The organism is Variovorax sp. GW821-FHT09D05 (assembly GCF_059416325.1).
This window is the reverse complement of the sequence record NZ_JBWKOZ010000002.1, coordinates 54,442-76,662: the sequence shown is the minus strand read 5'-3', so window position 1 is coordinate 76,662 and position 22,221 is coordinate 54,442. Positions and strand designations below refer to the sequence as shown.

Annotated in this window: 23 protein-coding genes; 17 read left to right on the top strand and 6 right to left on the bottom strand. The window is 68.1% G+C overall.

Annotated elements, in window-relative coordinates; translation table 11 throughout:
* Positions 1 to 9: 9 nt before the first annotated feature.
* Together AC07O3_RS04845 and AC07O3_RS04840 are read right to left on the bottom strand one after the other, a co-directional pair.
* On the bottom strand, positions 10 to 1,146 hold the full coding sequence (locus AC07O3_RS04845) for a PilT/PilU family type 4a pilus ATPase (protein WP_093057686.1): 1,137 nt from the start codon (positions 1,144 to 1,146) through the stop codon (positions 10 to 12).
* 34 nt (positions 1,147 to 1,180) lie between these two features.
* Positions 1,181 to 2,224, bottom strand: coding sequence for a type IV pilus twitching motility protein PilT (locus AC07O3_RS04840; RefSeq protein WP_007833310.1), 1,044 nt, complete (start codon positions 2,222 to 2,224; stop codon positions 1,181 to 1,183).
* 51 nt (positions 2,225 to 2,275) lie between these two features.
* Here AC07O3_RS04840 and AC07O3_RS04835 point away from each other — a divergent pair, with 51 nt between their 5' ends.
* Positions 2,276 to 2,977, top strand: a complete 702-nt coding sequence (locus AC07O3_RS04835) for a YggS family pyridoxal phosphate-dependent enzyme (protein ID WP_093178457.1) — start codon at positions 2,276 to 2,278, stop codon at positions 2,975 to 2,977.
* Between the two features lie 15 nt (positions 2,978 to 2,992).
* On the opposite strand, the gene AC07O3_RS04830 is transcribed toward AC07O3_RS04835, so the two are convergent.
* Together AC07O3_RS04830 and AC07O3_RS04825 are read right to left on the bottom strand one after the other, a co-directional pair.
* Positions 2,993 to 3,460, bottom strand: coding sequence for an Lrp/AsnC ligand binding domain-containing protein (locus AC07O3_RS04830; protein ID WP_093057684.1), 468 nt, complete (start codon positions 3,458 to 3,460; stop codon positions 2,993 to 2,995).
* Positions 3,461 to 3,608: 148 nt separating this feature from the next.
* A complete protein-coding gene (locus AC07O3_RS04825; protein ID WP_307617623.1) occupies positions 3,609 to 4,067 on the bottom strand; it encodes a hypothetical protein in 459 nt (152 codons plus the stop codon).
* Positions 4,068 to 4,308: 241 nt separating this feature from the next.
* Here AC07O3_RS04825 and AC07O3_RS04820 point away from each other — a divergent pair, with 241 nt between their 5' ends.
* The 15 genes from AC07O3_RS04820 to AC07O3_RS04750 all read left to right on the top strand — a co-directional run bounded on the left by AC07O3_RS04820 (position 4,309) and on the right by AC07O3_RS04750 (position 17,267).
* Positions 4,309 to 5,583 (top strand): Glu/Leu/Phe/Val family dehydrogenase, encoded by a 1,275-nt coding sequence (locus AC07O3_RS04820; RefSeq protein ID WP_426390595.1) that lies wholly within the window; start codon positions 4,309 to 4,311, stop codon positions 5,581 to 5,583.
* A gap of 34 nt (positions 5,584 to 5,617) precedes the next feature.
* Positions 5,618 to 6,139: an alpha-ketoglutarate-dependent dioxygenase AlkB family protein gene (locus AC07O3_RS04815; RefSeq protein WP_495338724.1), complete on the top strand. Its 522-nt coding sequence runs from the start codon at positions 5,618 to 5,620 to the stop codon at positions 6,137 to 6,139.
* A gap of 199 nt (positions 6,140 to 6,338) precedes the next feature.
* On the top strand, positions 6,339 to 6,965 hold the full coding sequence (locus tag AC07O3_RS04810) for a nucleoside/nucleotide kinase family protein (RefSeq protein WP_495338723.1): 627 nt from the start codon (positions 6,339 to 6,341) through the stop codon (positions 6,963 to 6,965).
* Between the two features lie 190 nt (positions 6,966 to 7,155).
* Complete coding sequence (locus AC07O3_RS04805; protein ID WP_495338722.1) at positions 7,156 to 7,734, top strand: DUF2242 domain-containing protein; 579 nt, start codon at positions 7,156 to 7,158, stop codon at positions 7,732 to 7,734.
* A 42-nt stretch (positions 7,735 to 7,776) separates the two neighbouring features.
* Complete coding sequence (locus AC07O3_RS04800) at positions 7,777 to 8,250, top strand: MarR family winged helix-turn-helix transcriptional regulator (protein WP_495338721.1); 474 nt, start codon at positions 7,777 to 7,779, stop codon at positions 8,248 to 8,250.
* On the top strand, positions 8,247 to 9,272 hold the full coding sequence (locus AC07O3_RS04795; RefSeq protein WP_495338720.1) for an FUSC family protein: 1,026 nt from the start codon (positions 8,247 to 8,249) through the stop codon (positions 9,270 to 9,272). Before AC07O3_RS04800 ends, AC07O3_RS04795 begins: the two co-directional genes overlap by 4 nt.
* 37 nt (positions 9,273 to 9,309) lie before the next feature.
* Positions 9,310 to 9,828: an RDD family protein gene (locus AC07O3_RS04790; protein ID WP_093057677.1), complete on the top strand. Its 519-nt coding sequence runs from the start codon at positions 9,310 to 9,312 to the stop codon at positions 9,826 to 9,828.
* A gap of 15 nt (positions 9,829 to 9,843) precedes the next feature.
* On the top strand, positions 9,844 to 10,563 hold the full coding sequence (locus AC07O3_RS04785; RefSeq protein ID WP_093057676.1) for an RDD family protein: 720 nt from the start codon (positions 9,844 to 9,846) through the stop codon (positions 10,561 to 10,563).
* Positions 10,560 to 11,552, top strand: coding sequence for a stage II sporulation protein M (locus AC07O3_RS04780; RefSeq protein WP_354339373.1), 993 nt, complete (start codon positions 10,560 to 10,562; stop codon positions 11,550 to 11,552). Before AC07O3_RS04785 ends, AC07O3_RS04780 begins: the two co-directional genes overlap by 4 nt.
* Positions 11,542 to 12,273, top strand: coding sequence for a hypothetical protein (locus tag AC07O3_RS04775; protein WP_093057674.1), 732 nt, complete (start codon positions 11,542 to 11,544; stop codon positions 12,271 to 12,273). The genes AC07O3_RS04780 and AC07O3_RS04775 overlap by 11 nt, the downstream gene beginning before the upstream one ends.
* Entirely contained in the window at positions 12,260 to 13,048 is a 789-nt protein-coding gene (locus AC07O3_RS04770; RefSeq protein WP_495338719.1) for a DUF4129 domain-containing protein, read from the top strand. Before AC07O3_RS04775 ends, AC07O3_RS04770 begins: the two co-directional genes overlap by 14 nt.
* The gene (locus AC07O3_RS04765) at positions 13,045 to 14,286 is read left to right on the top strand and encodes a DUF4350 domain-containing protein (protein ID WP_495338718.1); all 1,242 of its coding nucleotides are present in this window, start codon (positions 13,045 to 13,047) and stop codon (positions 14,284 to 14,286) included. Before AC07O3_RS04770 ends, AC07O3_RS04765 begins: the two co-directional genes overlap by 4 nt.
* Positions 14,287 to 14,300: 14 nt before the next feature.
* Entirely contained in the window at positions 14,301 to 15,296 is a 996-nt protein-coding gene (locus AC07O3_RS04760; protein ID WP_093078969.1) for an AAA family ATPase, read from the top strand.
* A gap of 8 nt (positions 15,297 to 15,304) precedes the next feature.
* On the top strand, positions 15,305 to 16,669 hold the full coding sequence (locus tag AC07O3_RS04755; protein WP_495338717.1) for a DUF58 domain-containing protein: 1,365 nt from the start codon (positions 15,305 to 15,307) through the stop codon (positions 16,667 to 16,669).
* A gap of 46 nt (positions 16,670 to 16,715) precedes the next feature.
* On the top strand, positions 16,716 to 17,267 hold the full coding sequence (locus tag AC07O3_RS04750) for a DUF805 domain-containing protein (RefSeq protein ID WP_093057670.1): 552 nt from the start codon (positions 16,716 to 16,718) through the stop codon (positions 17,265 to 17,267).
* A gap of 12 nt (positions 17,268 to 17,279) precedes the next feature.
* Here AC07O3_RS04750 and rocF read toward each other — a convergent pair whose 3' ends face one another.
* Positions 17,280 to 18,209: an arginase gene (rocF, locus tag AC07O3_RS04745; protein ID WP_093057669.1), complete on the bottom strand. Its 930-nt coding sequence runs from the start codon at positions 18,207 to 18,209 to the stop codon at positions 17,280 to 17,282.
* Complete coding sequence (locus AC07O3_RS04740; protein ID WP_495338716.1) at positions 18,209 to 20,272, bottom strand: prolyl oligopeptidase family serine peptidase; 2,064 nt, start codon at positions 20,270 to 20,272, stop codon at positions 18,209 to 18,211. Before AC07O3_RS04740 ends, rocF begins: the two co-directional genes overlap by 1 nt.
* A 211-nt stretch (positions 20,273 to 20,483) precedes the next feature.
* On the opposite strand from AC07O3_RS04740, the gene AC07O3_RS04735 reads away from it, so the two are divergent.
* Positions 20,484 to 22,172 carry a WS/DGAT/MGAT family O-acyltransferase gene (locus AC07O3_RS04735; RefSeq protein WP_495338715.1) on the top strand — a complete coding sequence of 563 codons (1,689 nt, stop codon included), beginning with the start codon at positions 20,484 to 20,486 and terminating at the stop codon, positions 22,170 to 22,172.
* Positions 22,173 to 22,221 lie beyond the last annotated feature (49 nt).

Here is a 22,221-nt window from a genome sequence, read left to right as displayed (position 1 = left end):
GATTGCAGCTTAAACGATCGCGAAGTGCTCCGTGCCTGCAGCCAGGTCGGTACTGCGCGCACGCTGGCTGTTCAGCTTGATCTGCAGCCGCAGGTCGTTCGCCGAGTCCGCGTTGCGGATGGCATCTTCGAAGGTGATCGAGTGGCTTTCGAACAGGTCGAACAGCGCCTGGTCGAAGGTCTGCATGCCCAGGTTGCGGCTCTTGCGCATGATTTCCTTGATCTCGCCGACCTCGCCCTTGAAGATCAGGTCGGAAATCAGCGGCGTGTTCAGTAGCACTTCAACCGCGGCCACCCGGCCCTGGCCGTCTTCGGTTGGCACCAGCCGCTGCGAGACCAGCGAACGCAGGTTCAGCGACAGGTCCATCAGCAGTTGCGCGCGGCGCTCTTCGGGGAAGAAGTTGATGATCCGGTCCAGCGCCTGGTTGGCGCTGTTGGCGTGCAGCGTGGCCATGCACAGGTGGCCGGTTTCGGCGAAGGCCACGGCATGCTCCATGGTCTCGCGGTCGCGGATTTCGCCCATCAGGATCACGTCTGGGGCCTGGCGCAGCGTGTTCTTGAGCGCGGCTTCCCAGCTGTCAGTGTCGATGCCCACTTCGCGCTGCGTCACCACGCAGTTCTTGTGCGGATGCACGAACTCGACCGGGTCTTCCACCGTCACGATGTGGCCGTACGAATTTTCGTTGCGCCAGTCGATCATCGCGGCCAGCGTGGTCGACTTGCCCGAGCCCGTGGCGCCCACCATGATGGTGAGGCCGCGCTTGGTCATCGACACGTCTTTCAGAATCTGCGGCATGCCCAGGCCGTCGATGGTCGGCAGCTTGGCGGGAATGGTCCGCAGCACCATGCCGACCTTGCCCTGCTGCACGAAGGCGTTCACGCGGAAGCGGCCGATGCCGGTCGGCGAGATCGCGAAGTTGCATTCCTTGGTGCGCTCGAACTCCGCCGTCTGGCGGTCGTTCATGATCGAGCGCGTGAGCGCCAGCGTGTGCGACGCGCCCAGTGCCTGCTGCGACACCTTGGTGACCTTGCCGTCGACCTTGATGGCCGGCGGAAAGTCGGCGGTGATGAACAAGTCGCTGCCGTTGCGGCTCACCATGAGCTTGAGCAGGTCGTTGATGAACTGGCTGGCTTGATCGCGTTCCATGATGTCTGTGCTCCTGGGGGCTGCTCTTCTTGAATCAGCCCGGGAAGTTTTCGGGGATCTTCGCCTTGCCGCGGGCTTCGGCTGCCGAGATGGTATTGCGGCGCACCAGCTCTGTCAGGTTCTGGTCAAGCGTCTGCATGCCCGAGCCCTGGCCGGTCTGGATGGTGGAGTACATCTGCGCAACCTTGGCCTCGCGGATCAGGTTGCGGATGGCGGGCGTGCCCAGCATGATCTCGTGCGCCGCCACGCGGCCCTGGCCGTCCTTGGTCTTGCACAGCGTCTGCGAGATCACGGCCTGCAATGACTCCGACAGCATCGCGCGGATCATTTCCTTTTCCTCGCCCGGGAACACGTCGATGATCCGGTCGATGGTCTTGGCGGCCGACGACGTGTGCAGCGTGCCGAACACCAGGTGGCCCGTTTCGGCCGCGGTCATGGCGAGGCGGATGGTTTCGAGGTCGCGCAGCTCACCCACCAGGATGGCGTCCGGGTCTTCGCGCAGTGCGGAGCGCAGCGCGTTCGAGAACGACAGCGTCATCGGGCCCACTTCGCGCTGGTTGATCAGGCACTTCTTCGACTCGTGCACGAACTCGATCGGGTCTTCCACCGTGAGGATGTGGCCGTACTCGTTTTCGTTGAGGTAGTTGACCATTGCCGCCAGCGTGGTCGACTTGCCCGAGCCCGTGGGGCCCGTCACCAGCACCAGTCCGCGCGGCTTGAGCGCGAGTTCGCCGAAAATCTTCGGCGCGTTCAGCTGCTCCAGCGTCAGGATCTTCGAGGGAATGGTCCGGAACACCGCGGCCGCGCCGCGCGCCTGGTTGAAGGCATTCACACGGAAGCGCGCAAGGCCGTCGATCTCGAACGAGAAGTCGACCTCCAGGAACTCTTCGTAGTGCTTGCGGTGCGTGTCGCTCATGATGTCGTACACCATGGCATGCACGCCCTTGTGATCGAGCGCGTCGACGTTGATGCGGCGCACGTCGCCGTTCACGCGGATCATGGGCGGCAGGCCTGCGGAAAGGTGCAGGTCGGAGGCTTTGTTCTTGACGCTGAACGCCAGCAATTGGGTGATGTCCACGGGGCTCCTCGGCTCGAGTTCGGTGACGTTTTGATACGATTTTGGACGATTATGACGATGATTGGCGACGACCTCCAGCAAGTAAACAGCCGGATCGCAAAGGCATGTGTAACGGCCGGCCGCGACCCGGGTGAGGTGCGGCTGCTGGCGGTGTCAAAGACCTTCGGGCCGGAGGCGGTGCGCGAGGCGCATGCGGCGGGCCAGTCGGCCTTCGGCGAGAACTACGTGCAGGAGGGTCTGGACAAGATCGAAGCCCTCGCCGATCTGCGCGCCACCCTCGAATGGCACTGCATCGGCCCTCTGCAAAGCAACAAGACGCGGCCCGTGGCCGAGCACTTCGACTGGGTCCACAGCATCGACCGGCTGAAGATTGCCGAGCGCCTGTCGGCCCAGCGGCCGACTCATCTGCCGCCGCTCAATGTATGCCTTCAGGTTAATGTGGACGGCGGCGCCAACAAGTCCGGGGTGCCGCCTGAAGAGGCACTGGCGCTGGCACGCGCTGTGGCGGCTTTGCCACAGCTGCGGCTGCGCGGGCTCATGGCGATCCCCGAACCGGCGGCGGACTTCGAGGCGCAGCGCGCGTTGTGCCTGCGCGCGCATGCGGTGTACCAGTCGATTCGCGACGCGGGCATCGAACTCGACACGCTGTCGCTCGGCATGAGCGCTGATCTTGAAGCGGCGATCAGCGCAGGCAGCACGATGGTGCGCGTCGGCACGGCGATCTTCGGTGGACGGGCACGCAAGCCCGCCTGAGGTCAGCTGGCGCGCTCACACCCCCAGCGGGAGGCGCGCGCTGCTCTTCACTTCTTCCATCACCGCATAAGTCCGCGTTTCGCGCACGCCGGGCAATTGCCACAGCACGGTGCCCGCGAACTCGCGGTAGGCGGCCATGTCGGCCATGCGGGTCTTGAGCAAATAGTCGAAGCCGCCCGCCACCATGTGGCATTCCATGATCTCGTCGCGCACCTGCACGGCGGCCTTGAACTGGTCGAACACATTGGGCGTGGTGCGGTCGAGCAGCACCTCGACGAAGACGGTGAAGCCGCGGCCCAGCTTGTGCGGATCGAGCCGCGCCTCGTAGCCCAGGATGAAGCCGTCGCGCGTGAGCCGCTGCACCCGCGCCAGCACCGCGGTGGGTGAGAGCGCCACTGCCTCGGCCAGCTTGAGGTTGGTGATGCGGCCGTCCTCCTGAAGGATTTTCAGCAGCCGGAGATCGATGCGGTCCAGGTCGAGCATCAGAAGATTATCCGGCCCGAACGCTGATTGCTGGCGGAAGATGCGGCCTATGACCGCTGACCATAGGAGATAGAACCAAGGCGCTGGCGGTGGTCTACCCTGGCCTACCCAGGGCGCCGCCGTGCGCCGCCAGCTCTTTCGCGCGCTCTCAGCGAACCTGGGTCTGCGACTGCGCCGCCGCCTGCTGGTCCTTGAGCTGGTCGACCAGTGCGCCGTAGGCGGGGCTCGCGCGCAGCTTGGTGTATTCGGCTGCCGCCTGGCGGTAGCCGGGCTTCGTCATATCGGCACCGGCTTCGCCGCTCTGCTGAGCCGCCAGACCCGACTGGATCCACAGCCGCGTGTCGGCCGCCACCGCGGCGCGGGTGTTGGCCGAGACTGCGACTGCTCCCTGCTGATAGCCGCTGGTGTAGCCCTGCGTGGGCGCGGTCTTCAGCCACTGCACTGCGTCGGCGGTCACCGCTGAGCGCGTCGTCGACGAGGTCAGCGGCACGGGACGCGGATCGCCCTCGGCGTAGTTGCCGGCGAAGCTCGGCGCTGCGATCACGCCCAGCAGGGCGGCGAGGGTGGCGGTGCCGAGCAGTCGGGTGGCGGAAGCTTGCTTGTTCATTCGGGACTCCTTGAGGGTGGTTGGGTTGCCTTGGTTGGTGAAGCCAACTCTACGAAGCGCATCCGCGGGGTCGATAACCCGTAGATGACGTTTCTGTCAGGTACATCGGTGCGATGTGCCGCCCGGGGTTGCGAAACCAAACCTCTCTTGCATAACCGCCAGCGCGGCGCGCATAAGCCATGGCGCGACGCGCGGGAGAGGTCTATCGTTGCGGCCACCCGTTTAAACCAAGGGATCTCTCATGAGCGAAAAACTCTCCTTCGTCAATCCGACCGCGAACAGCCCGTGGGGCACCTATCTCTCGCAGGTCGACCGCGTCGTGCCGTACCTCGGCCCGCTGGCCCGCTGGGTCGAAACCTTGAAGCGCCCCAAGCGAGCGCTGATCGTCGACGTGCCGATCGAGATGGACGACGGCACCATCGCCCACTTCGAGGGCTACCGCGTGCAGCACAACATGAGCCGCGGCCCGGGCAAGGGCGGCGTGCGCTTCCACCCCGACGTCACGCTCGAAGAAGTGATGGCGCTGTCGGCCTGGATGACCATCAAGACCGCGGCCGTCAACCTGCCGTACGGCGGCGCCAAGGGCGGCATCCGCGTCGACCCGAAGAAGCTGTCGCTGCAGGAGCTGGAAAAGATCACCCGCCGTTACACCAGCGAGATCGGCATCATCATCGGCCCGCACACCGACATCCCCGCGCCCGACGTCAACACCAACGGCCAGATCATGGCGTGGATGATGGACACCTACTCGATGAACGTCGGCGGCACCGCCACCGGCGTCGTCACCGGCAAGCCGCTGCACCTGGGCGGCTCGCTGGGCCGCGTCAAGGCCACGGGCCGCGGCGTGTTCGTCACCGGCCGTGAAGCCGCTCGCCGCCTGGGCATGGACCTGCGCGGTGCGCGCATCGCCGTGCAGGGCTTCGGCAACGTGGGCTCGGTCGCGGCTGAACTGTTCGCGGAAGCCGGCGCCAAGATCGTCGCGGTGCAGGACCACACCGGCACCATCGTCAACACCAACGGCCTCGACTTGGCCAAGCTGATCCCGGTGGCCAACAAGGACGGCGTAATCGCCTTCAAGGCCGGCGGCGACATCGTGCCGAACGAAGACTTCTGGAACGTCGCCTGCGACATCCTGATCCCGGCCGCACTCGAAGGCCAGATCACCGCCGAGCGCGCACAGAAGACCACCGCCAAGCTGGTGCTCGAAGGCGCCAACGGCCCCACGGTGCCGACCGCCGACGACATCCTCGCCGAGCGCGGCGTGCTGGTCGTGCCCGACGTGATCTGCAACGCCGGCGGCGTGACGGTGAGCTACTTCGAATGGGTGCAGGACTTCTCGTCCTTCTTCTGGGACGAAGACGAAATCAACGTGCGCCTCGACCGCATCATGATGAACGCGCTGAACCAGATCTGGGACACGGCGGACAAGCACAAGATCACGCTGCGTACGGCGACGTATGCGGTGGCTTGCGAGCGCATCCTGATGGCTCGTCAAGAGCGCGGCCTGTACCCCTGATCGCAGAGCGCCGCTCCTTGTATCCTGCGGACCCATGAGCGGTCCGCCTATTCACCTCGATCCCGCGTTCGTCGCGGCGCCCGATGCCCTTTTCGAATGGCTCTGCGCCGCGGTGGCGTGGGATGAGCGCATGCGGGCGCGCAAGACGGCTAGCTTCGGCGTGCCTTACAACTATTCGCAGATTGCTTATGAGGCGGTGCCGATGCCTGTCGAGCTGGAAGCCCTATGCGGCCAGATTGAAGCTCAACTCGGATTTCGCCCCAACAACTGCCTGCTGAACTTCTACGCCGACGGTGCGTCGTCGATGGGCTTCCACTCGGACTCCAGCGAGGCGTTGGCACCCGGCACGGGCGTTGCCATCGTGTCCGTCGGCAGCCCCCGGTCCATTGCATACCGGAGCAAGGCCGATAGCACTGTCCGGTTCGACTACCTCTTGCCCCATGGATCGCTGCTCTACATGTCGGATGCCGTCCAGCAGGGCTGGCTGCATGCAATTCCCAAGGCTGAAGGCGCTGGTGTGCGCATCAGCCTGACGTTCCGCGCGATTCTGAAATGACGTCGTCGGCACGGCTGCGGCCGTTGGAGAGTTTCCCGGATGCCCTGTGGCTGGCGGTCAGAGCAGGGGCGACCGAGACACTCTGTGCGCTATCGTCGGCGGATGGCGGCGTCTTTCGTCGGGGCCGAAGGCATCCTTTCGGACTGGCTCAGCCGCCGTGAAGTCCTGCCTGAATGGCATCTCTCCTGAGGTCGTATCGATGAACACTGTTGGCGAAGCAGAAAACGCCCGCATTCACAGCTTGCTCGCCGATGGGCGACGCAAGCTGCTCGGTCTGGTGGGCGCACCGGGCGCCGGCAAATCCACCGTGGCTGAGGCGCTGCGGCAGTCGCTGGGCGACCGCGCCCAGGTCGTCCCCATGGACGGCTTTCACCTCGCCAACGTCGAGCTGCAACGGCTCGGCCGCTCCGGCCGCAAGGGCGCGCCCGACACCTTCGACAGCGCCGGCTATGTCGCGCTGCTGCAGCGCCTGCGCGAGCAGCGGCCCGATGGCGACATCGTCTACGCTCCCGAATTCCGCCGCGAGATCGAGGAGCCGATTGCCGGCGCCATTGCGGTGCTGCCGACGACGCAGCTTGTCATCAGCGAAGGCAACTACCTGCTGCACGACGTCGGCCCTTGGGCTGGCGCGGCGGCGATGTTCGACGAGGTCTGGTACGTGGACATCGACGATGCGGTGCGTGAGGAGCGCCTGGTGCGGCGCCACCAGCAGTTCGGCCGCAGCGCCGAGGAGGCGCGCGCCTGGGTGGCGAGCACCGATGCGCCCAATGCGCGGCTGATCGCGGCGACGCGGGCGCGCGCGCATCACATGCTGCCCTGGTCCTGAAAATCTCGCGCGGCAGGGAACGCTGGCGCGCGGGCGCGCTCGAAGCCTTGCCGGCAAGGCGCCGGTTAGCATTTGCCGCTCCATGCCGTCCATGCACCTCACTTCTTTCCCAGTTGTTCGCGCCCGGGTTCTCGTACTCGGCCTGCTGTCCGCCCTTGTACTTGCCGGCTGCGGCAGCACATCGCGCCGCGTGAACTACGAGCCCGAAGCCTTCGGCTCGACCACCACCCACACCCGAGATTACGAGGCCACCGAGGCCCAGACCTGCGAGGCCGCGCGCCGCGCGCTGCTGAGCCAGGGCTACATGATCACGGCGGCCAACGCCGATCTCGTGACCGGGCGCAAGAGCTTCCAGCCGGCGGCCGAGGTGCATGTCGAGGTCGAGTTCCGGGTGGTCTGCGCGCGCGAGAGCACAAGAAGCGGCAAGGCCAGCAAGAGCACCGTGGCTTTTGCGACCGCGCTGCAGGACCGCTACGGCATCAAGAAGGTGAACAACTCGGCCAGCCTGGGCGTGGGCGCGATCGGCTCGCTCTCGCTGCCGTTCTCGGGCAGCGACGACGCGATGGTGAAGGTCGCGAGCGAAACGCTGACCGACGAGCGCTTCTACGACCGCTTCTTCGCGCTGCTCGACCGTTTCCTCGAAGGCCCGGAAGCGGAGGAAGAAGTCGGGGCGCCCGCGGAAACAACGCCGGTCGCCTCGCCACCCGCTCCCGCCGCTGCCCAGCCCGCCGTCACCTATCCGGTGAACTCGTCGCCGAACCGGGGCTGACGCCGGACTCCAAAGTACCAAGATACGTCTTACAATCTGGGCATGGCTTCCACCATCCCGGATCCGGCGCAATGCGCCTCGCGCCTTCGCACCTCGGTGTCGCAGTTGACGCGCCAGTTGCGCAGCGGCAGCGCCGCGCCCGACGGCCCCAGCGTGGCCAAGCTCAGCGTGCTCGGCCAGTTGCATCGGCATGGGCCGTGCACGCCCACCACGCTGGCAGGGCTCGAACGCGTCAAGCTCCAGTCGCTGACCCGGCTACTGGCCGAGCTGGAAGCCGAAGGCTGGATCGGCCGCACGCCGCACCCGACCGATGGGCGCCAATGGCTGCTGTCTCTCACGGCCGAGGGCATACGCCGTCTGAAGGCGCTCATGCGTTCGCGCGAGGCGGCACTGGCCGAGGTGATCAGCGCCACGCTCGATGCCGATCAGCGCGCCTTGCTGCTGCAGGCCTGCGGGCTGATCGACGGCATCGCCGCCGCGCTGGAAGGCGGCGATCCACCGGGGCCAGGGGCATGAACGGCGCCCCGGCACTGCAACGCCTGACTGGCCCCTGGCGCCACGGCCGCTGGCGTCCCGGCGTACAACTGGCAGCGGCGGTGGCCATCGCCTGGGGCGTCGCCACCGCGTTGCACCTGCCCGAAAGTTTCTGGGCGGTGATGAGCGTGCTGATCGTCATGCGCCCGAGCGCCGGCTCCACGCTCGATGCCGGATGGAACCGCGTGAGCGGCACGGCCGCCGGCGCGCTGTGCGGCCTGGCCGGCGTCTATCTGCAGCACCACGGCGCGCCGATGCTGGCGACCACGCTGGCCGTCGTCATGTTGCTGGCGTTTGCCAGCGCGGCCGCGCCGGGCTTGCGCAGCGCACCGGTGGCCGCGTTGATCATCCTGTCGGCCGGCGGTATTCCCGGCCATTCGGCGCTGCAGGTTGCGCTGCTGCGCATGGCGCAGATCGGCATCGGCGTGGGAGTGGCGCTGGCGGTTTCGACGCTCGTGTCCGAGTACCACGCGGGCGCGCGTTTCGACGAGGGCTGCGCCGCGTTGCTGCACGGCATCGCGAAACGCATGGCCGCTGCGCGAAGGCCTGCCGGTGCCGAGGCGGAGCGCATTCACGCGGGCACGCGCGCGTCGCTGGGCCGGCTGGCCGTGCTGGCCGGCGGCGCTGACCTGGAGGCGCGGTGGTGGCGCCGCGGCACCGCCGGGGGGCGCAGCGCCTATCGCGACAAGGCCCGGCTGGCGGCGCGCATCTTCCAGGACGCCGTGGTGCTGGATCGCGTGTTCCGGCAGATGCAGGGCGCGCAGGCCGACGCCGCATGGCGCGAAGCGGCGCAGGCTGCCGGTGCCGCAGTCGCCGGCATGGCCGATGCGCTCGCGGGCAAGGGCGCGCCACCGGACCTCGACGGGCTCGACCGCTGCGCGCAGGCGTCGCAAGGCCCCCTGTCGAATGCACTCCTGGCCGCACCCCTGAGCCTGCTGCTGGACGACCTGCGCAACCTGCAGAGTGCCCTTGTTCGCCCACTGCCGGAGCAGCCCACCCACTAGAATCTTCCGAAAATCAATCGTTTCGGAGAGGGACGGCATGGAAGATCAGTCGCAGGACGCGCGCTACGCGCCTCCGCAATCCCATGTGGAGGACGTGCTGCAGCCGGGCCAGACGCAGCCCGGCGAACTCGCAACGCGCGGCACGCGCTTCCTCGCCGCGATGCTCGACGCCGGCATCTCCATCGCCGTGATATGGCTCCTGGCGAAGTTCACGCCCATCAACCTCTGGGAGGACGACGGCCTCGGACTCTGGGAGCCACGCATCTCCAGCGCGGCCTCCGGCATCGTTCTCTACCTCGTTCTGCACGGCTATCTGCTGGCCACTCGCGGCCAGACCATCGGCAAGGCGCTGTTCAAGATCCGCATTGCCCGGCCCGACGGCTCGCGGGCGCAGATCGGACGCATCCTGGCCCTGCGCGACGGCCCGGCGTTCTTCACGACCATCTGGCCGTTGCTCGGGCCGATCTACGTGCTGATCGACAGCCTCTTCATCTTCCGTGCGTCGCGCCGCTGCCTGCACGACCAGATCGCCGACACCGTCGTGTTGCAGGCCTGAGCGAGCGCTTCGCCAGTGCGCCTCGACACGCTCTACACCGCCGAGACCCCGGAAGGCATCGCGCTCTCGCTGCGCCCGGCCGGCCTGGTCGCGCGCGGGCTGGCGTATCTCATCGACTTCGCGATCCGGCTCGGCATCTTCACCGTGATCTCCATCGCCGTCGGCATGATGGGCAAGATGGGCTTCGGCATCCTGCTCATCAGCTACTTCTGCCTCGAGTGGCTCTACCCCGTGATCTTCGAACTCACGCGCGCGGCTGCCACGCCCGGCAAGCGCGTGATGGGGCTGCGCGTGGTGATGGACTCGGGCCTGCCCGTGACGCCTGCCGCCGCGCTCACCCGCAACTTGCTGCGCGCGGCCGACTTCGTGCCGGCCTTCTATGGCGCGGGCATCGTGTCGATGCTGTGGCGGCGCGACAGCAAGCGGCTGGGTGACCTGGCCGCCGGCACGCTGGTGGTGTTCAGCGACCACGTGAGCCTGCACGGCGAGGTGCCCGCGGCCGAACCGCAGGCCCCCGCGCGGCCGCTGTCGGCGCGCGAGCAGATGGCCATCGTCTCGTGGGCCGGTCGCGCGACGCGCCTGACCCCCGAGCGCTTCGACGAACTCGCCCGCGTCGCCGAACCAGTGCTGGGCCCCGACACTTCCGGCGCCTCCGCCTCGCAACGCCTGCTGGGCGTTGCGCAGTGGGTGCTGGGCCGCCGCGCCGGCGCCGATGCGCGAGGAGGCGGGCGATGACGCCGCTCGATTTCGAAGCAGCCTACGCGCCGCTGTGGACCGAACTCGAAGCCGTCATCCGCGTGGCCGAGACCAAGCGCAAGTTCGACGGCGCGCGGCTCGCCACGCTGTACCGCCGCGTGTGCGAGCACCTGGCGCTGGCGCAGGCGCGCGCCTACCCCATTCACCTCACGCAGCGGCTCGAAAGCCTGACCCAGAGCGCGCACCGGCTGATCTACCGGCAGCACGACTACGGTCTGGCGCGCTTCGCCCGGCTGGCGCTGGTCGATTTTCCCGAGGCGGTGCGGGCGCACCGCGTCTACCTGCTGGTGTCCGCGCTGATGTTTGTGCTGCCCCTGTTGGCGGCGGGCTGGGCGGCCTACCGCGACCCGGGCTTCATCCTGCACCTGCTCGACGCCAGCGCCGTGCAGCAGTTCGATTCCATGTACAGCGACAGTGCCGAGTCGCTGGGCCGCACGCGCAGCGCGGGCGACGACTGGCAGATGTTCGGCTTCTACATCATGCACAACATCGGCATCGGCTTTCGCTGCTTCGCGGCCGGCATCTTCGCCGGCGTGGGCAGTGCCGCGGTGGTGGTGTTCAACGGCGTGCAGATCGGCGCGGTCGGCGGTTACCTGATCGCGGCGGGGCATGCGGAGAACTTCTGTTCCTTCGTCATCACGCACTCGGCATTCGAGCTCACGGCCATCGTGCTGGCGGGCGCGGCCGGCCTGCGGCTCGGCTACGCGTGGGTTGCGCCCGGCCGCTACACGCGGCTCGAGTCGCTGCGGCTGGCCGCACGGCATGCCGTGGTGATCGTCTACGGCGTCATCGGGCTGCTGCTGATCGCCGCCGCGATCGAGGCCTTCTGGTCGTCGGCGCGCTGGATCGCGCCGGCCGTGAAGTACGGCGTGGGCGGCGCCTGCTGGGTGCTGGTGCTGGCGTACCTGGGCTGGCAGGGCCGGCCGCGCGCCGCTGCTGCTGCAAAGGCTGAAGACCGTGCAGGTTGACGGCCTCGCCATCGCGCTGCGGCCACGGCCCATGGCCGAGGCTGCGGACCTGGGCGCCCAACTGGTGCGCAGCCATGCGCGCTCGGTGTGGCGCACCTTCCTGCCGGTGTACATCGTGACCGTGCTGCTGGCGCTCTGCACGGTCGAGATCGCCGGCTGGCTGCCCAGCCTGCTGATCTTCTGGCTCAAGCCCTGGTTCGACCGCAGCCTGCTGTTCGTTCATTCGCGCGCGGTGTTCGGGCAGGAGACGCGCTGGGCCGACCTCTGGCAAAACCGTCGCGCGGTGTGGGGCGGGCAACTGCTGCGCACGCTGCTGTGGCGGCGGTTTTCGCCCTGGCGTTCATTCACCCAGGCAATCGACCAGCTCGAAGGCCAGCGCGGCAGCGCACGGCGCAAGCGGCGCACGCAGTTGCTGCGCGGACGGCGCGGCGCGGCTACGGGCATGCAGATGGTGTTCGCCAACGTGGAGATGGCGCTTGATATCTGCCTGCTGTCGTTGCTGTTCTGGTTCGCGCCGGAGGGCAGCGCGAAGGATCTGTTCGGTTGGCTCACGCAGTCGGACGTTCCGCTGCAGAGCCTGCTGACGGCGGGGGCCTATGCGCTCGTTGTCGGCGTGCTGGAGCCGTTCTACGTGGCGGCCGGTTTTGCGATGTACCTCAACCGCCGGGTAGAGCTCGAAGCGTGGGACATCGAGCAGGAGTTCCGCCGTGGGTTCCGCTGACACCTCCAGGCTTCGCGCACTTCGTATCGCGGCGGCTGTGTTGGCTGTGTGCGCCATCGTCGCGATGACGCCGCCGGCAGTCGCTGCCGAGGCCCCGACCCGCGAACAGGTGAAGACCGCAGTCGACAAGGTCCGCGCCGATCCGAACATGCCCGGCACCAAGACCGAAAGAAAGCTGCGCTTCAAGGAACGCGACGACGAAGAGGAAGACGAACCCGAGAAGAAGACCGACAGCCTCGACTGGCTGCGCGATTTCATCAGGTCGGTGGCCGAGGGCGCGCGCTGGCTCATCTGGGGGCTGGGCGCGCTGGCGCTGGCCTGGCTGGTGGTTCGCCTGCGCCGCTGGATGCAGGTGCGTGCCGGCGGTGCGCGGCCCGGCAAGGAACTGCTGCCCAGCCATGTCGGCAGCCTCGACATCCGGCCCGAAAGCCTGCCCGACGACATCGGCAACGCCGCGGCCGCACTCTGGCAGCGCGGCCAGCACCGGCCCGCACTGTCGCTGCTGTACCGCGGCGCGCTGTCGCGCCTCGTGCACGCGCACGGGGTGCCGGTGCGAGCCGCGAGCACCGAGGGCGAATGCATGCTGCTCTCCGCGACCCGGCTGACGCCCGATGCGCAGGCCTTCTTCGTGCGGCTGGTCGGGGTCTGGCAGCTGGGGGCGTACGGCGGTCGGCTGCCTTCCACCGCGCAGGTGCTGGCGGTCTGCGGCGAGTTCGATCGGCATCTTTCCGCCGCCGTGCCGGCCGTCGCCGATCTGAAGGGTGCCGTCGCATGAATGCCTGGCTGATTCGCATCGGCTCGGTGCTCGTGCTGGCGGCAATCGGCTTCTGGCTGGTCTCCGCCACCGAATGGGCCGACACCGAAATACCGACGCCCGCGAGCGGCGAGGCCAAGAAGAATTCGTTCTACGGCGCGCAGGTGATGCTGCGCGAGCTCGGCGTCCAGGTGGTCAAGCACGACAGCCTCGACACCATGCCCCCCGCGCAGGCACGGCTGGTGCTCGCCTCCAGCCACTGGGACATGTTCCCCGAGCGCGAACAGCGCCTGCGCCAGTGGGTCGAGCAGGGCGGGCACCTCGTTATGCCCAGCCACCTCGTCAACAGCGACCTGCTTGAAGGCTGGATCCCGCTGGTCCGCGAAAAGCCGCCCGCCGGGGACGAGAAGAAAGAGTCGAAAGAGCCGTCCGGACCCAGGAAGCGACTGCCCAAGTCGCAATTTGCCGAACCCGCCAAGGACGCGGATTGCCATGCGGTGACCGAGCCCGAAACCGTGCCCGCGAGCTTCGCCGGTGGCCGCAGCTTCCGCATCTGCACCTGGTGGTCGCCAGCGCGCTACCGGCCCGCCGACAAGCAGCCGCCGCCCCTGTGGACCGTGCTCGGCGCGAAAGGCACCGAAGCGATCCGCGTGCAGGTCGGCCGCGGCACCGTCACCGTGATGCCCTGGGGCCTGTGGCACAACGCGAGCCTGACGCGCGGCGACAACGCGCTGTTCGCCGTTGCCGCGGTGCAGGCGCGCAGCGGCGCCGAAGTCTGGTTCGTTGCCGAGGAAACGCGCGAGCCCTTCCTGCGCTGGATCTGGAATAAGGGCTGGGCGGCCCTGCTCGTGGGCCTGCTGGCGCTGGCTGTTGCGCTTTGGCGAGCGGCCGTGCGCTTCGGGCCGCTGGCGCCCTCGGCCGGCACGCATCGGCGTTCCATGGCCGAGCAGGTGCGCGGCACCGCCGGCTTCCTGCACATGCACGGCGCCGACGCGCTGCACGCCGCGCAGCTGCGCGCGCTGAACGAATCCGCCGGCCGCCAGCTGCGCGGCTATGCGCGCCGCGATGCCGCCGCGCGCGCCGCCGCCATCGCGCAGGCCACCGGGCTGGAGGCGGCCATGCTCGTTCGGGCGATGGGCGAGCGGGCTCGCCATGCCGGCGCCATGTCGGTCGACCTGGAGGTGCTGGAAACCGCGCGCCGGCGGCTCGACGCCCACGGGCCGTTCATGCCTTCACCTTCTTCTTCATCCACATCCTGAACCGAGAGACGCTCATGCAAGCCATCCAACCCGAAGAACTGACGCGTGCGGCCCAGTGGCTGCAGACGCTGCGCGCCGAGGTCGGCCAGGCCGTGGTCGGCCAGCTCGAGGCGGTCGACCAGACGCTGATTGCGCTGGTTGCTTCGGGCCACGTGCTGATCGAAGGCGTGCCGGGGCTCGGCAAGACCCTGCTTGCCCGGGCGCTGGCGCAGGCCATGACGCTGCGCTATGCGCGCGTGCAGTTCACCCCCGACCTGATGCCCTCGGACATCACAGGCCACGCGGTGCTCGACCTCGCCGCGCGCGGCGAGAGCAGCCTCGGCACGCTGCGCGTGCACCAGGGCCCGGTGTTCACCAACCTCCTGTTGGCCGACGAAATCAACCGCGCGCCGGCCAAGACCCAGAGCGCGCTGCTCGAAGTCATGCAGGAGTACCAGGTCACGCTCGAAGGCACGGCCATGCCGCTGCCGCGCCCGTTCATGGTGATGGCCACGCAGAACCCGATCGACACCGAAGGCACCTACCCGCTTCCGGAGGCACAGCTCGACCGCTTCCTGCTGAAGATCGACATCGGCTTTCCGAGCCACAGCGAAGAGAACGCCATCGTGCAGCTGACCACGCGCCAGCGTGCCGGCAACCAGTTTCCGCTGGAGGCCGTGCGCCCCTGCCTCGACGAGGCGCAGGTGCTCGAACTGCAGCGGCTGGCCTGCCTGGTGCAGGCCGACGAACGCGTGATCGACTACGCGGTGCGCATCGCGCGCGCCACGCGCGACTGGCCGGGCCTCTCGTCCGGCGCCGGGCCGCGCGGCACCATGGCCCTGGTGCGCGCCGCCCGCGCCGCCGCGCTGATGGCCGGGCGCGACTTCATCACGCCCGACGACGTGGCGCGCCAGGCGCTGCCCGCACTGCGGCACCGCGTGATGATCTCGCCCGACGCGCAGCTCGAAGGCCTGGGCGTCGACACCCTGCTGCGCGCCGCCCGCGACAGCGTAGAGGCACCAAGGCTCTAGGCCCGCGGATGCGCGCTGCTGTTCCGATCCCCGCGCGTGCGGCCGTGCTGGCGCTGGCCGGCCTGACCGTGGCCGCGTCCGTGGCCCTGCTGCTGGGCGTGCCGGTGGGCTACGTCGCCATCGCGGCCGGCGTGCTGCTGGCGCTGGGTCTTGTGCTGGCGGGCGTCGACCTCTGGCAGAGCCTGCGCTTGTGGCGCGCCGCGCCGCTGCGCATCGAGCGCAACCTGCCCGGCGCCTTCTCGCTCGGCGTGCCCACGGTGCTCACGCTCACGCTGGTGAACGAAGGCGCGCAGGCCTGGCAGGTGTCGGTGTTCGACGAGCTCGACGCCCACTTCACCTTCGAGGGCCTGCCGCAGACCGTCGCCGTGCCGGCGCTCTCGCAGGTTGCGCTGCGCTACACCGCTACCGCAACGCAGCGCGGCGTCGCGCAATTCGGCGCCACCCAGCTGCGCTGGCGCACCCGCTTCGGCTGCTTCGACATGCGGCAGACGCTGGGCGAACCGCGTCGGCTGCGCGTGTATCCCAACTTCGCCGCGCTGGCGCGCTACGCGTGGCTGTCGGGCGACCGGCGGCTGGCGCAGATCGGCATCAAGACCTATGCGCAGCGTGGGCTCGGCACCGACTTTCGTCAACTTTCTGACTACAAGACCGGCGACTCGCTGCGCCACATCGACTGGAAAGCCACGCAGCGCCAGCGCCGGCCCATCGTGCGCGAGTTCCAGGACGACCGCGACCAGTGCGTGCTGTTCCTGCTCGACTGCGGCCGCCGCATGCGCGCCGACGAAGGCGCGCTGGCGCTGAAGGCCAACAGCCACTTCGATGAGGCGCTCAATGCGCTGATGCTGCTGAGCTACGTGGCGCTGAAGGAAGGCGACGAGGTCGGCGCCATGACTTTCGGCTGCCCTGCCGAAGAGCGGCGCGACTTCGCCCCGCGCAAGGGCACCGCCACCCTCAACGCGCTGATGAACCGGCTGCACGACATCCAGCCCGGCGCCACCCATTCGGACTACCTGCTCGCCGCACAGGAAATGCTGCGCGTGCAGAAACGGCGCGCGCTGGTCATCGTGCTGACCAACTTCCGCGACGAGGACGCGGCCGAGCTGCGCCCCGCGATCAAGCTGCTGCGCCGCAAGCACCTCGTGCTGGTCGCGAGCCTGCGCGAGCGGGTGCTCGGCCGCATCGCCAGCCAGCCGCTGGTGCATGCGCGCGACGCCGTCGATGTTGCGGCGGCGCATCTGTTCGAGCAGTCGCGCCGCGATGCTTTTGCGCGGGTGGTCGGCAACGATCCGCTCTCGGTAGACGTGGAGCCGGCCGACCTCGCGGTGGCGTTGGTGAACCGCTATCACGCCGTCAAAAGGGCTGGTCTTTTGTAAAGGTCTTTGCCCAAAATGTGAACTTCACAACAGAGGAGAGAAGTACATGACAGAGATGACCAATCCCTACGCCGCGCCCCGCGCCACGGTGGCCGATGTGTACGAGGGCGATGCGGGCGTCCAGCCCGTGAAGCTGTGGTCCGCCAAGGGCCGCATCGGGCGGGCGCGCTTCCTGGCGTACACGATGTTTTCGTACATCATCTTCATCGTCGCGGCCACCTTGCTGGGTTTCATCCTCGGCATCGCCGGCCTCGGGCGTTCCGAGGGGCTGATCGTGGCGCTGACCTTCCTGCTCGCGATTCCGTATTTCGTTTTCTACGTGCTCACGGGCATCCAGCGCTCGCACGACATGGACTGGTCGGGCTGGATGCTGTTCCTGGCGCTGATCCCGCTGGTCGCGCTGATCTGGATCTTCAAGTCGGGCACCAAGGGCAGCAACCGCTTCGGCGCGCCGCCGCCGCCCAACACCACTGGCGTGCTGATCGGTGCCTGGCTGCTGCCCGTCATCGTGGGGCTCGGCATCGTCGCGGCCATCGCGCTGCCGGCCTACCAGGGCTACGTGACGCGGGCCAAGGCCGCGCAGGTCGAGCGTCCCTGACCTGAAGAACTCCTAGCGCACCAGCGTCGACTTGCCGAAGAGGCTCTCGATGAGCTCGACAGCCACTTCCGCCGTCTGGTTGCGCACATCGAGCGCCGGGTTCAGCTCCACCACGTCGAGCGAGCCCAGCCGCCCGGTGTCCGCGATCATTTCCATGCACAGCTGCATCTCGCGGTAGGTCGGCCCGCCGCGCACGCCGGTGCCCACGCCGGGCGCGTCCGCCGGGTCGAGGCAGTCGAGGTCGAAGCTCACGTGCAGGTGCGTGTCTTCGTCCACGTCCTGCAGTGCCTCCGTCATGGTCGTGCGCATGCCGTGCTCGTCGATGTGGCGCATGTCGAACACGCTCAGGCCCAGCGTGCGAATGGCTTCCTTCTCGTCGCCGTCCACGCTGCGGATGCCGATGAAGCGGATGGCGTCGTGCTGCAGCGCCGCGCGCTCGCCGCTCCAGCCCGTGAGCACGGCCGGCCCGTGGCCCAGCAGGCATGACACCGGCATGCCGTGCAGGTTGCCGCTGGGGCTCGTGGTTTCGGTGTTGACGTCGGAGTGCGCGTCCAGCCACAGCACGCGCAGCTTCTTGCCGCGCTTGCGCGCATGCCACGCCACCGCGCTGATCGAGCCGATGGCCAGACAGTGGTCGCCGCCCAGCATCACCGGCACGTTGCTGGCACCCAGCGCGGTGTCGACGGCCGCGTACACCGAGCGGTTCCAGGCGATCACTTCGTCGAGGTGGCGCAACCCGTTGGTCGGCGGCGCCCAGGGCGTGGCCGGGCCCGCGAGGTTGCCGCGGTCGATGACTGTGTAGCCCTGCCGTGCCAGTGCCTCGGGCAGGCCCGCAACGCGCAGCGCGTCGGGCCCCATGCCGGCGCCGCGCACGCTGGCGCCGATGTCGGTCGGCGCGCCGATCAGTTCGAGGGTGACGGGGGTGCTGCTGGCATTGCTCATCACGGCTTCTCCAGGTGTTGCCACAGGTACGCGTAGCCCAGTGCGTCCATGAAAGCGGATTCCTTGTTGTCCGTTGCAGCGCTGTGGCCGCCTTCCAGGTTCTCGTAGAAGCTGCTGTCGTACCCCAGCGCCACCATCTTCGCGTGCATCTTGCGCGCATGCACCGGGCCCACGCGGTCGTCGCGCGTGGAGGTGGTGAAGAGGGCGGGCGGGTATGCCTGGCCCGGCTTCGCGTTCTCGTAGGGCGAGAAGGTCTGGATGAATTCCCACTCGTCGGGCTGGTCGGGGTCGCCGTATTCCGCGATCCACGAGGCGCCCGCCGACAGGTGCGTGTAGCGCCGCATGTCGAGCAGCGCCACCTCGCTCACGACGGCGCCGTAGAGCTTCGGGTACAGCGTGAGCATGTTGCCCATCAGCAGGCCGCCGTTGCTGCCGCCCATCGCGCCCAGGTGCGCGGGCGATGTGATCTTTCGGGCGAACAGGTCTTCGGACACGGCCGCGAAGTCTTCGCAGGTACGCAGCCGGTTCTCCTGCAGTGCGGCCTGGTGCCAGCGCGGGCCGTACTCGCCGCCGCCGCGGATGTTGGCGATGACGTACACGCCGCCCTTGTCGAGCCAGGCGCGGCCGATGCTGCCGCTGTAGCTCGGCTGCAATGAGATCTCGAAGCCGCCGTACGCGTACTGCAGGGTGGGGTTCTTGCCGTTGGCCTGCAGGTCTTTGGCGGCGATCTCGAAGTAGGGCACGCGCGTGCCGTCTTTCGAGGTGGTGAAGTGCTGGCTCACGCGATAGCGCGAGGCGTCGAAGAAGGCGGGGCTGTCCTTCAGCACCTCCGGTTTGCCCTGGCCGATGGTGCCTATGTAGAGCGTGGTCGGCTGCAGGAAGCCGCTCACGGTGAGGAAGTAGTCGTCGTTCTCGTCCTCGTCGATGCCTCCCGCTGCGATGGTCGACAGGGCGGGCGCGCCGCCGAGGCTTTCACGCGTCCACGCACCTTTGCCGTTCGATGGCGGCGTGAGCACTTCGAGGCGGTTCACCACGTCGTGCATCACGTTGACGATCAGGTGGTTGCGCGTCCACGAGTGGCTGTCGAGTGCGGTCGTGTCGTCGGGCTCGAACAGCACGGTGAGCTCGCGCCGGCCCGCCATGTAGTCGTCGAACTTCGCGGCCAGCAGCGAGCCCGACTTGAAGGTGGTGCCGCCCACGGCCCAGTCGGTGCGCGGCTCGATCAGCATCCACTCGCGCGTGATCTCGGCCAGCGAATCGTCGGGCACGTCGATCTTGGCGAGCTTGCCGTCGGCGCCGCGCAGCCAGGTTTCGCTTTCGTAGAAGTCGATCTGGCGCGAGACGAAGTCGCGTTCGAAGCCGGGCGTGTTGTCGCGGTAGGCGCTGACGGACATGTCCTCGTGCGCGCCTTCGTACACCGTCACCGCGCTGGCCAGCGGCGTGCCGCGCTTCCATTCCTTCACGATGCGCGGGTAGCTGGAGCTGGTCATCGAGCCGGGGCCGAAGTCGGTGGCCACGTAGAGGTGGTCGATGTCTTTCCAGCCCACGTGGTTCTTGGCCTCGGGCAGCGCGAAGCCGCCTTCGACGAACTGCTTGGTTTCGAGGTCGAACTCGCGCACCACGTCGGCATCGGCGCCGCCGCGCGACAGCGAGATCAGGCAGCGCCTGTAGTCGGGCTCCAGGCAGTCGGCGCCGTGCCAGACCCAGTTCTCCTTGTCGGCTGCGGCCAGCGCGTCGAGGTCGATCACCGTCTCCCACACGGGCTGCGGCTTGCGGTATTCATCCAGCGTGGTGCGGCGCCACAGGCCCTTGGTGTGATCCTTGTCGCGCCAGAAGTTGTAATAGAAGCGCGGGCCGATCTTGCGGACCATCGGAATGCGGTCGTCCGAGTCGAGCACCTCGAGGATGCCCTGCTGGAGCGCCTCGAACGCGGGCGACTGCGCATAGGCCTGCACGGTGAGCGCGTTCTGCGCGCGCGCCCAGTCGAGCTGCTTCTCGCCGTCGATGTCCTCGAGCCAGAGGTTGTCGTCCTGATGCTGCTGCGGGGAGGGGCTGGATGTCATGGCCGCAGTGTACGGAGCCTGTGTGAAACGGGCGATGTGAGCAGTTGTTGCCCTGCCCGCCGGGCACCTGGCACTTTTTCGCTACTTCGGGCAAACCCCTGTCGCGCTGGTGCCTTCCCCCGGTGGAAACACTGAAGAACCAGAGGCCCACGAACGCGATGCCCGCGCTATCCTGCCTAGCGGCGCATGCCCCACCAAGGAGACACAACACATGAAACACCTGAGCGGTCTTGATGCCACCTTCCTGCACCTGGAGACGCCGGAAATGCCGATGCACGTGGGCTCCCTGAACGTGCTCGACCTGCCCAAGGGCTACAAGGGCGACTTCTACGAAGACGCCAAGAACTTCATGGCCAGCCGCATCCACCTGGCCGACGTGTTCACGCGCAAGCTCGCGCTGATGCCCTTCGACATGACCAACCCGGTGTGGGTCGAGGACGACGACATCGACCTCGACTACCACGTGCGCCACATCACGCTGCCCAAGCCCGGAACCAACCGGCAGTTGCAGCAATACGTGGCCCGGCTGCATTCCTCGCTGATCGACCGCAGCCGGCCGATGTGGGAGTTCTACATCATCGACGGCCTCAAGAGCGGCCAGGCGGCGCTCTACACCAAGGTGCACCATGCGGGCATCGACGGGCAGGCCGGCGTGGAAGTGGGCAAGGCCATCTTCGACCTCGAGGCCACCGGCCGCGTGGTGAAGCCGCCGCGTTCGCGTCCGCGCAGCAGCGGCTACCAGCTGGGCATGGCTGAACTCGCCACCGCTGCGCTGCGCAACACCGCGCAGCAGTACGTGAAGCTCTTCAAGATGGCGCCCGCCATCGCGCGCGCCATCGGCGGCCTCGCCAAGCCCGACGAGAAGGCGGCCGAGAAGGACACGGCCGCCGCACCGAAGAAGTTCAACCTCTTCGCGCCGCGCACCTCGCTCAACGTGTCGATCACCAACCAGCGCACCTTTGCCGGCCGCACCATCTCGCTGGCCGAGACCAAGTACATCGCCAAGCACTTCGGCGTGTCGCTCAACGACGTGGTCATGGCCACGGTGGCCGGCGCGCTGCGCCACTACCTGGCCGATAACAACGAGCTGCCGGCCAAGCCGCTGGTGGCGGGCGTACCGGTGAGTCTGCGCGAAGCGGGCGACCAGACAGCCAACAACCAGGCCAGCATGATCCTCGTGAGCCTGGCCACCGACATCACCGACCCGGTGCAGCGGCTGAAGGCGATCAACGCGTCGTCGACCTCGTCGAAGTCGACCATGAACCGCTTCAAGGCCGTGATCCTCGACGACTTCCCGACCTTCGCCGCGCCCTGGCTGGTGTCGGGCATCGCGTCGATGGTGGGGCGCTCTGGCATCGTCAACCTGCTGCCGCCTGCGGCCAACGTGGCTATCTCGAACGTGGCCGGCGCGCCGTTCCCGATGTACTTCGCGGGGGCGCTCGTCACCTGCTACTACCCGGTGTCGATCGCCAGCCACGGCACGGCGCTCAACGTCACGGTGCAGAGCTACAACGGCCGCATGGACTACGGCCTGATCGCCTGCCGCCGCGCCGTGCCCGACATCACCGAGATCGGCGACTACCTGCTGGCCGAGCACAAGCTGCTGATGGAGCTGACGCAGAAGCACCCGGCCGCAGCCGGTGCGGCGCCCGCGCCGGTGCCTGCGAAGACGATCGAGGAGCCGTCGGACGAGGCCGGGCACGCGCCCGTCGCCGCTGCAAAGAAGAAACCTGCCGCGCGCAAGAAGGCTCCAGTCAAGGTCGCAGCGAAGAAGGCACCCGTGAAAGCAGCTGCAAAGGCACCGGTCAGGACCGCGGCAAAGAAGGCCACGCCCAAGCTGCCAGCCCGCAAGGCCGCGCCGGCCAAGCGCTCCGGCAGCCCCAGGGCCGCTGCGGCATGATCGGCGCACGGGCCCCGGCCTGCTGAAAGAAAATTGGGGCAGTTGGACT

Excerpts from the sequence above, each read along its gene's own strand:
- AC07O3_RS04790 (WP_093057677.1), top strand. The coding sequence starts at position 9,310 with ATGGAAGATCAGTCGCAGGACGCGCGCTACGCGCCTCCGCAATCCCAT.
- AC07O3_RS04830 (WP_093057684.1), bottom strand. The coding sequence starts at position 3,460 with ATGCTCGACCTGGACCGCATCGATCTCCGGCTGCTGAAAATCCTTCAG.
- AC07O3_RS04755 (WP_495338717.1), top strand. The coding sequence starts at position 15,305 with ATGCGCGCTGCTGTTCCGATCCCCGCGCGTGCGGCCGTGCTGGCGCTG.
- AC07O3_RS04835 (WP_093178457.1), top strand. The coding sequence starts at position 2,276 with ATGACGATGATTGGCGACGACCTCCAGCAAGTAAACAGCCGGATCGCA.
- AC07O3_RS04765 (WP_495338718.1), top strand. The coding sequence starts at position 13,045 with ATGAATGCCTGGCTGATTCGCATCGGCTCGGTGCTCGTGCTGGCGGCA.
- rocF (WP_093057669.1), bottom strand. The coding sequence starts at position 18,209 with ATGAGCAATGCCAGCAGCACCCCCGTCACCCTCGAACTGATCGGCGCG.
- AC07O3_RS04815 (WP_495338724.1), top strand. The coding sequence starts at position 5,618 with ATGAGCGGTCCGCCTATTCACCTCGATCCCGCGTTCGTCGCGGCGCCC.
- AC07O3_RS04845 (WP_093057686.1), bottom strand. The coding sequence starts at position 1,146 with ATGGAACGCGATCAAGCCAGCCAGTTCATCAACGACCTGCTCAAGCTC.
- AC07O3_RS04810 (WP_495338723.1), top strand. The coding sequence starts at position 6,339 with ATGAACACTGTTGGCGAAGCAGAAAACGCCCGCATTCACAGCTTGCTC.
- AC07O3_RS04780 (WP_354339373.1), top strand. The coding sequence starts at position 10,560 with ATGACGCCGCTCGATTTCGAAGCAGCCTACGCGCCGCTGTGGACCGAA.
- AC07O3_RS04750 (WP_093057670.1), top strand. The coding sequence starts at position 16,716 with ATGACAGAGATGACCAATCCCTACGCCGCGCCCCGCGCCACGGTGGCC.
- AC07O3_RS04760 (WP_093078969.1), top strand. The coding sequence starts at position 14,301 with ATGCAAGCCATCCAACCCGAAGAACTGACGCGTGCGGCCCAGTGGCTG.
- AC07O3_RS04795 (WP_495338720.1), top strand. The coding sequence starts at position 8,247 with ATGAACGGCGCCCCGGCACTGCAACGCCTGACTGGCCCCTGGCGCCAC.
- AC07O3_RS04740 (WP_495338716.1), bottom strand. The coding sequence starts at position 20,272 with ATGACATCCAGCCCCTCCCCGCAGCAGCATCAGGACGACAACCTCTGG.
- AC07O3_RS04800 (WP_495338721.1), top strand. The coding sequence starts at position 7,777 with ATGGCTTCCACCATCCCGGATCCGGCGCAATGCGCCTCGCGCCTTCGC.
- AC07O3_RS04735 (WP_495338715.1), top strand. The coding sequence starts at position 20,484 with ATGAAACACCTGAGCGGTCTTGATGCCACCTTCCTGCACCTGGAGACG.
- AC07O3_RS04825 (WP_307617623.1), bottom strand. The coding sequence starts at position 4,067 with ATGAACAAGCAAGCTTCCGCCACCCGACTGCTCGGCACCGCCACCCTC.
- AC07O3_RS04820 (WP_426390595.1), top strand. The coding sequence starts at position 4,309 with ATGAGCGAAAAACTCTCCTTCGTCAATCCGACCGCGAACAGCCCGTGG.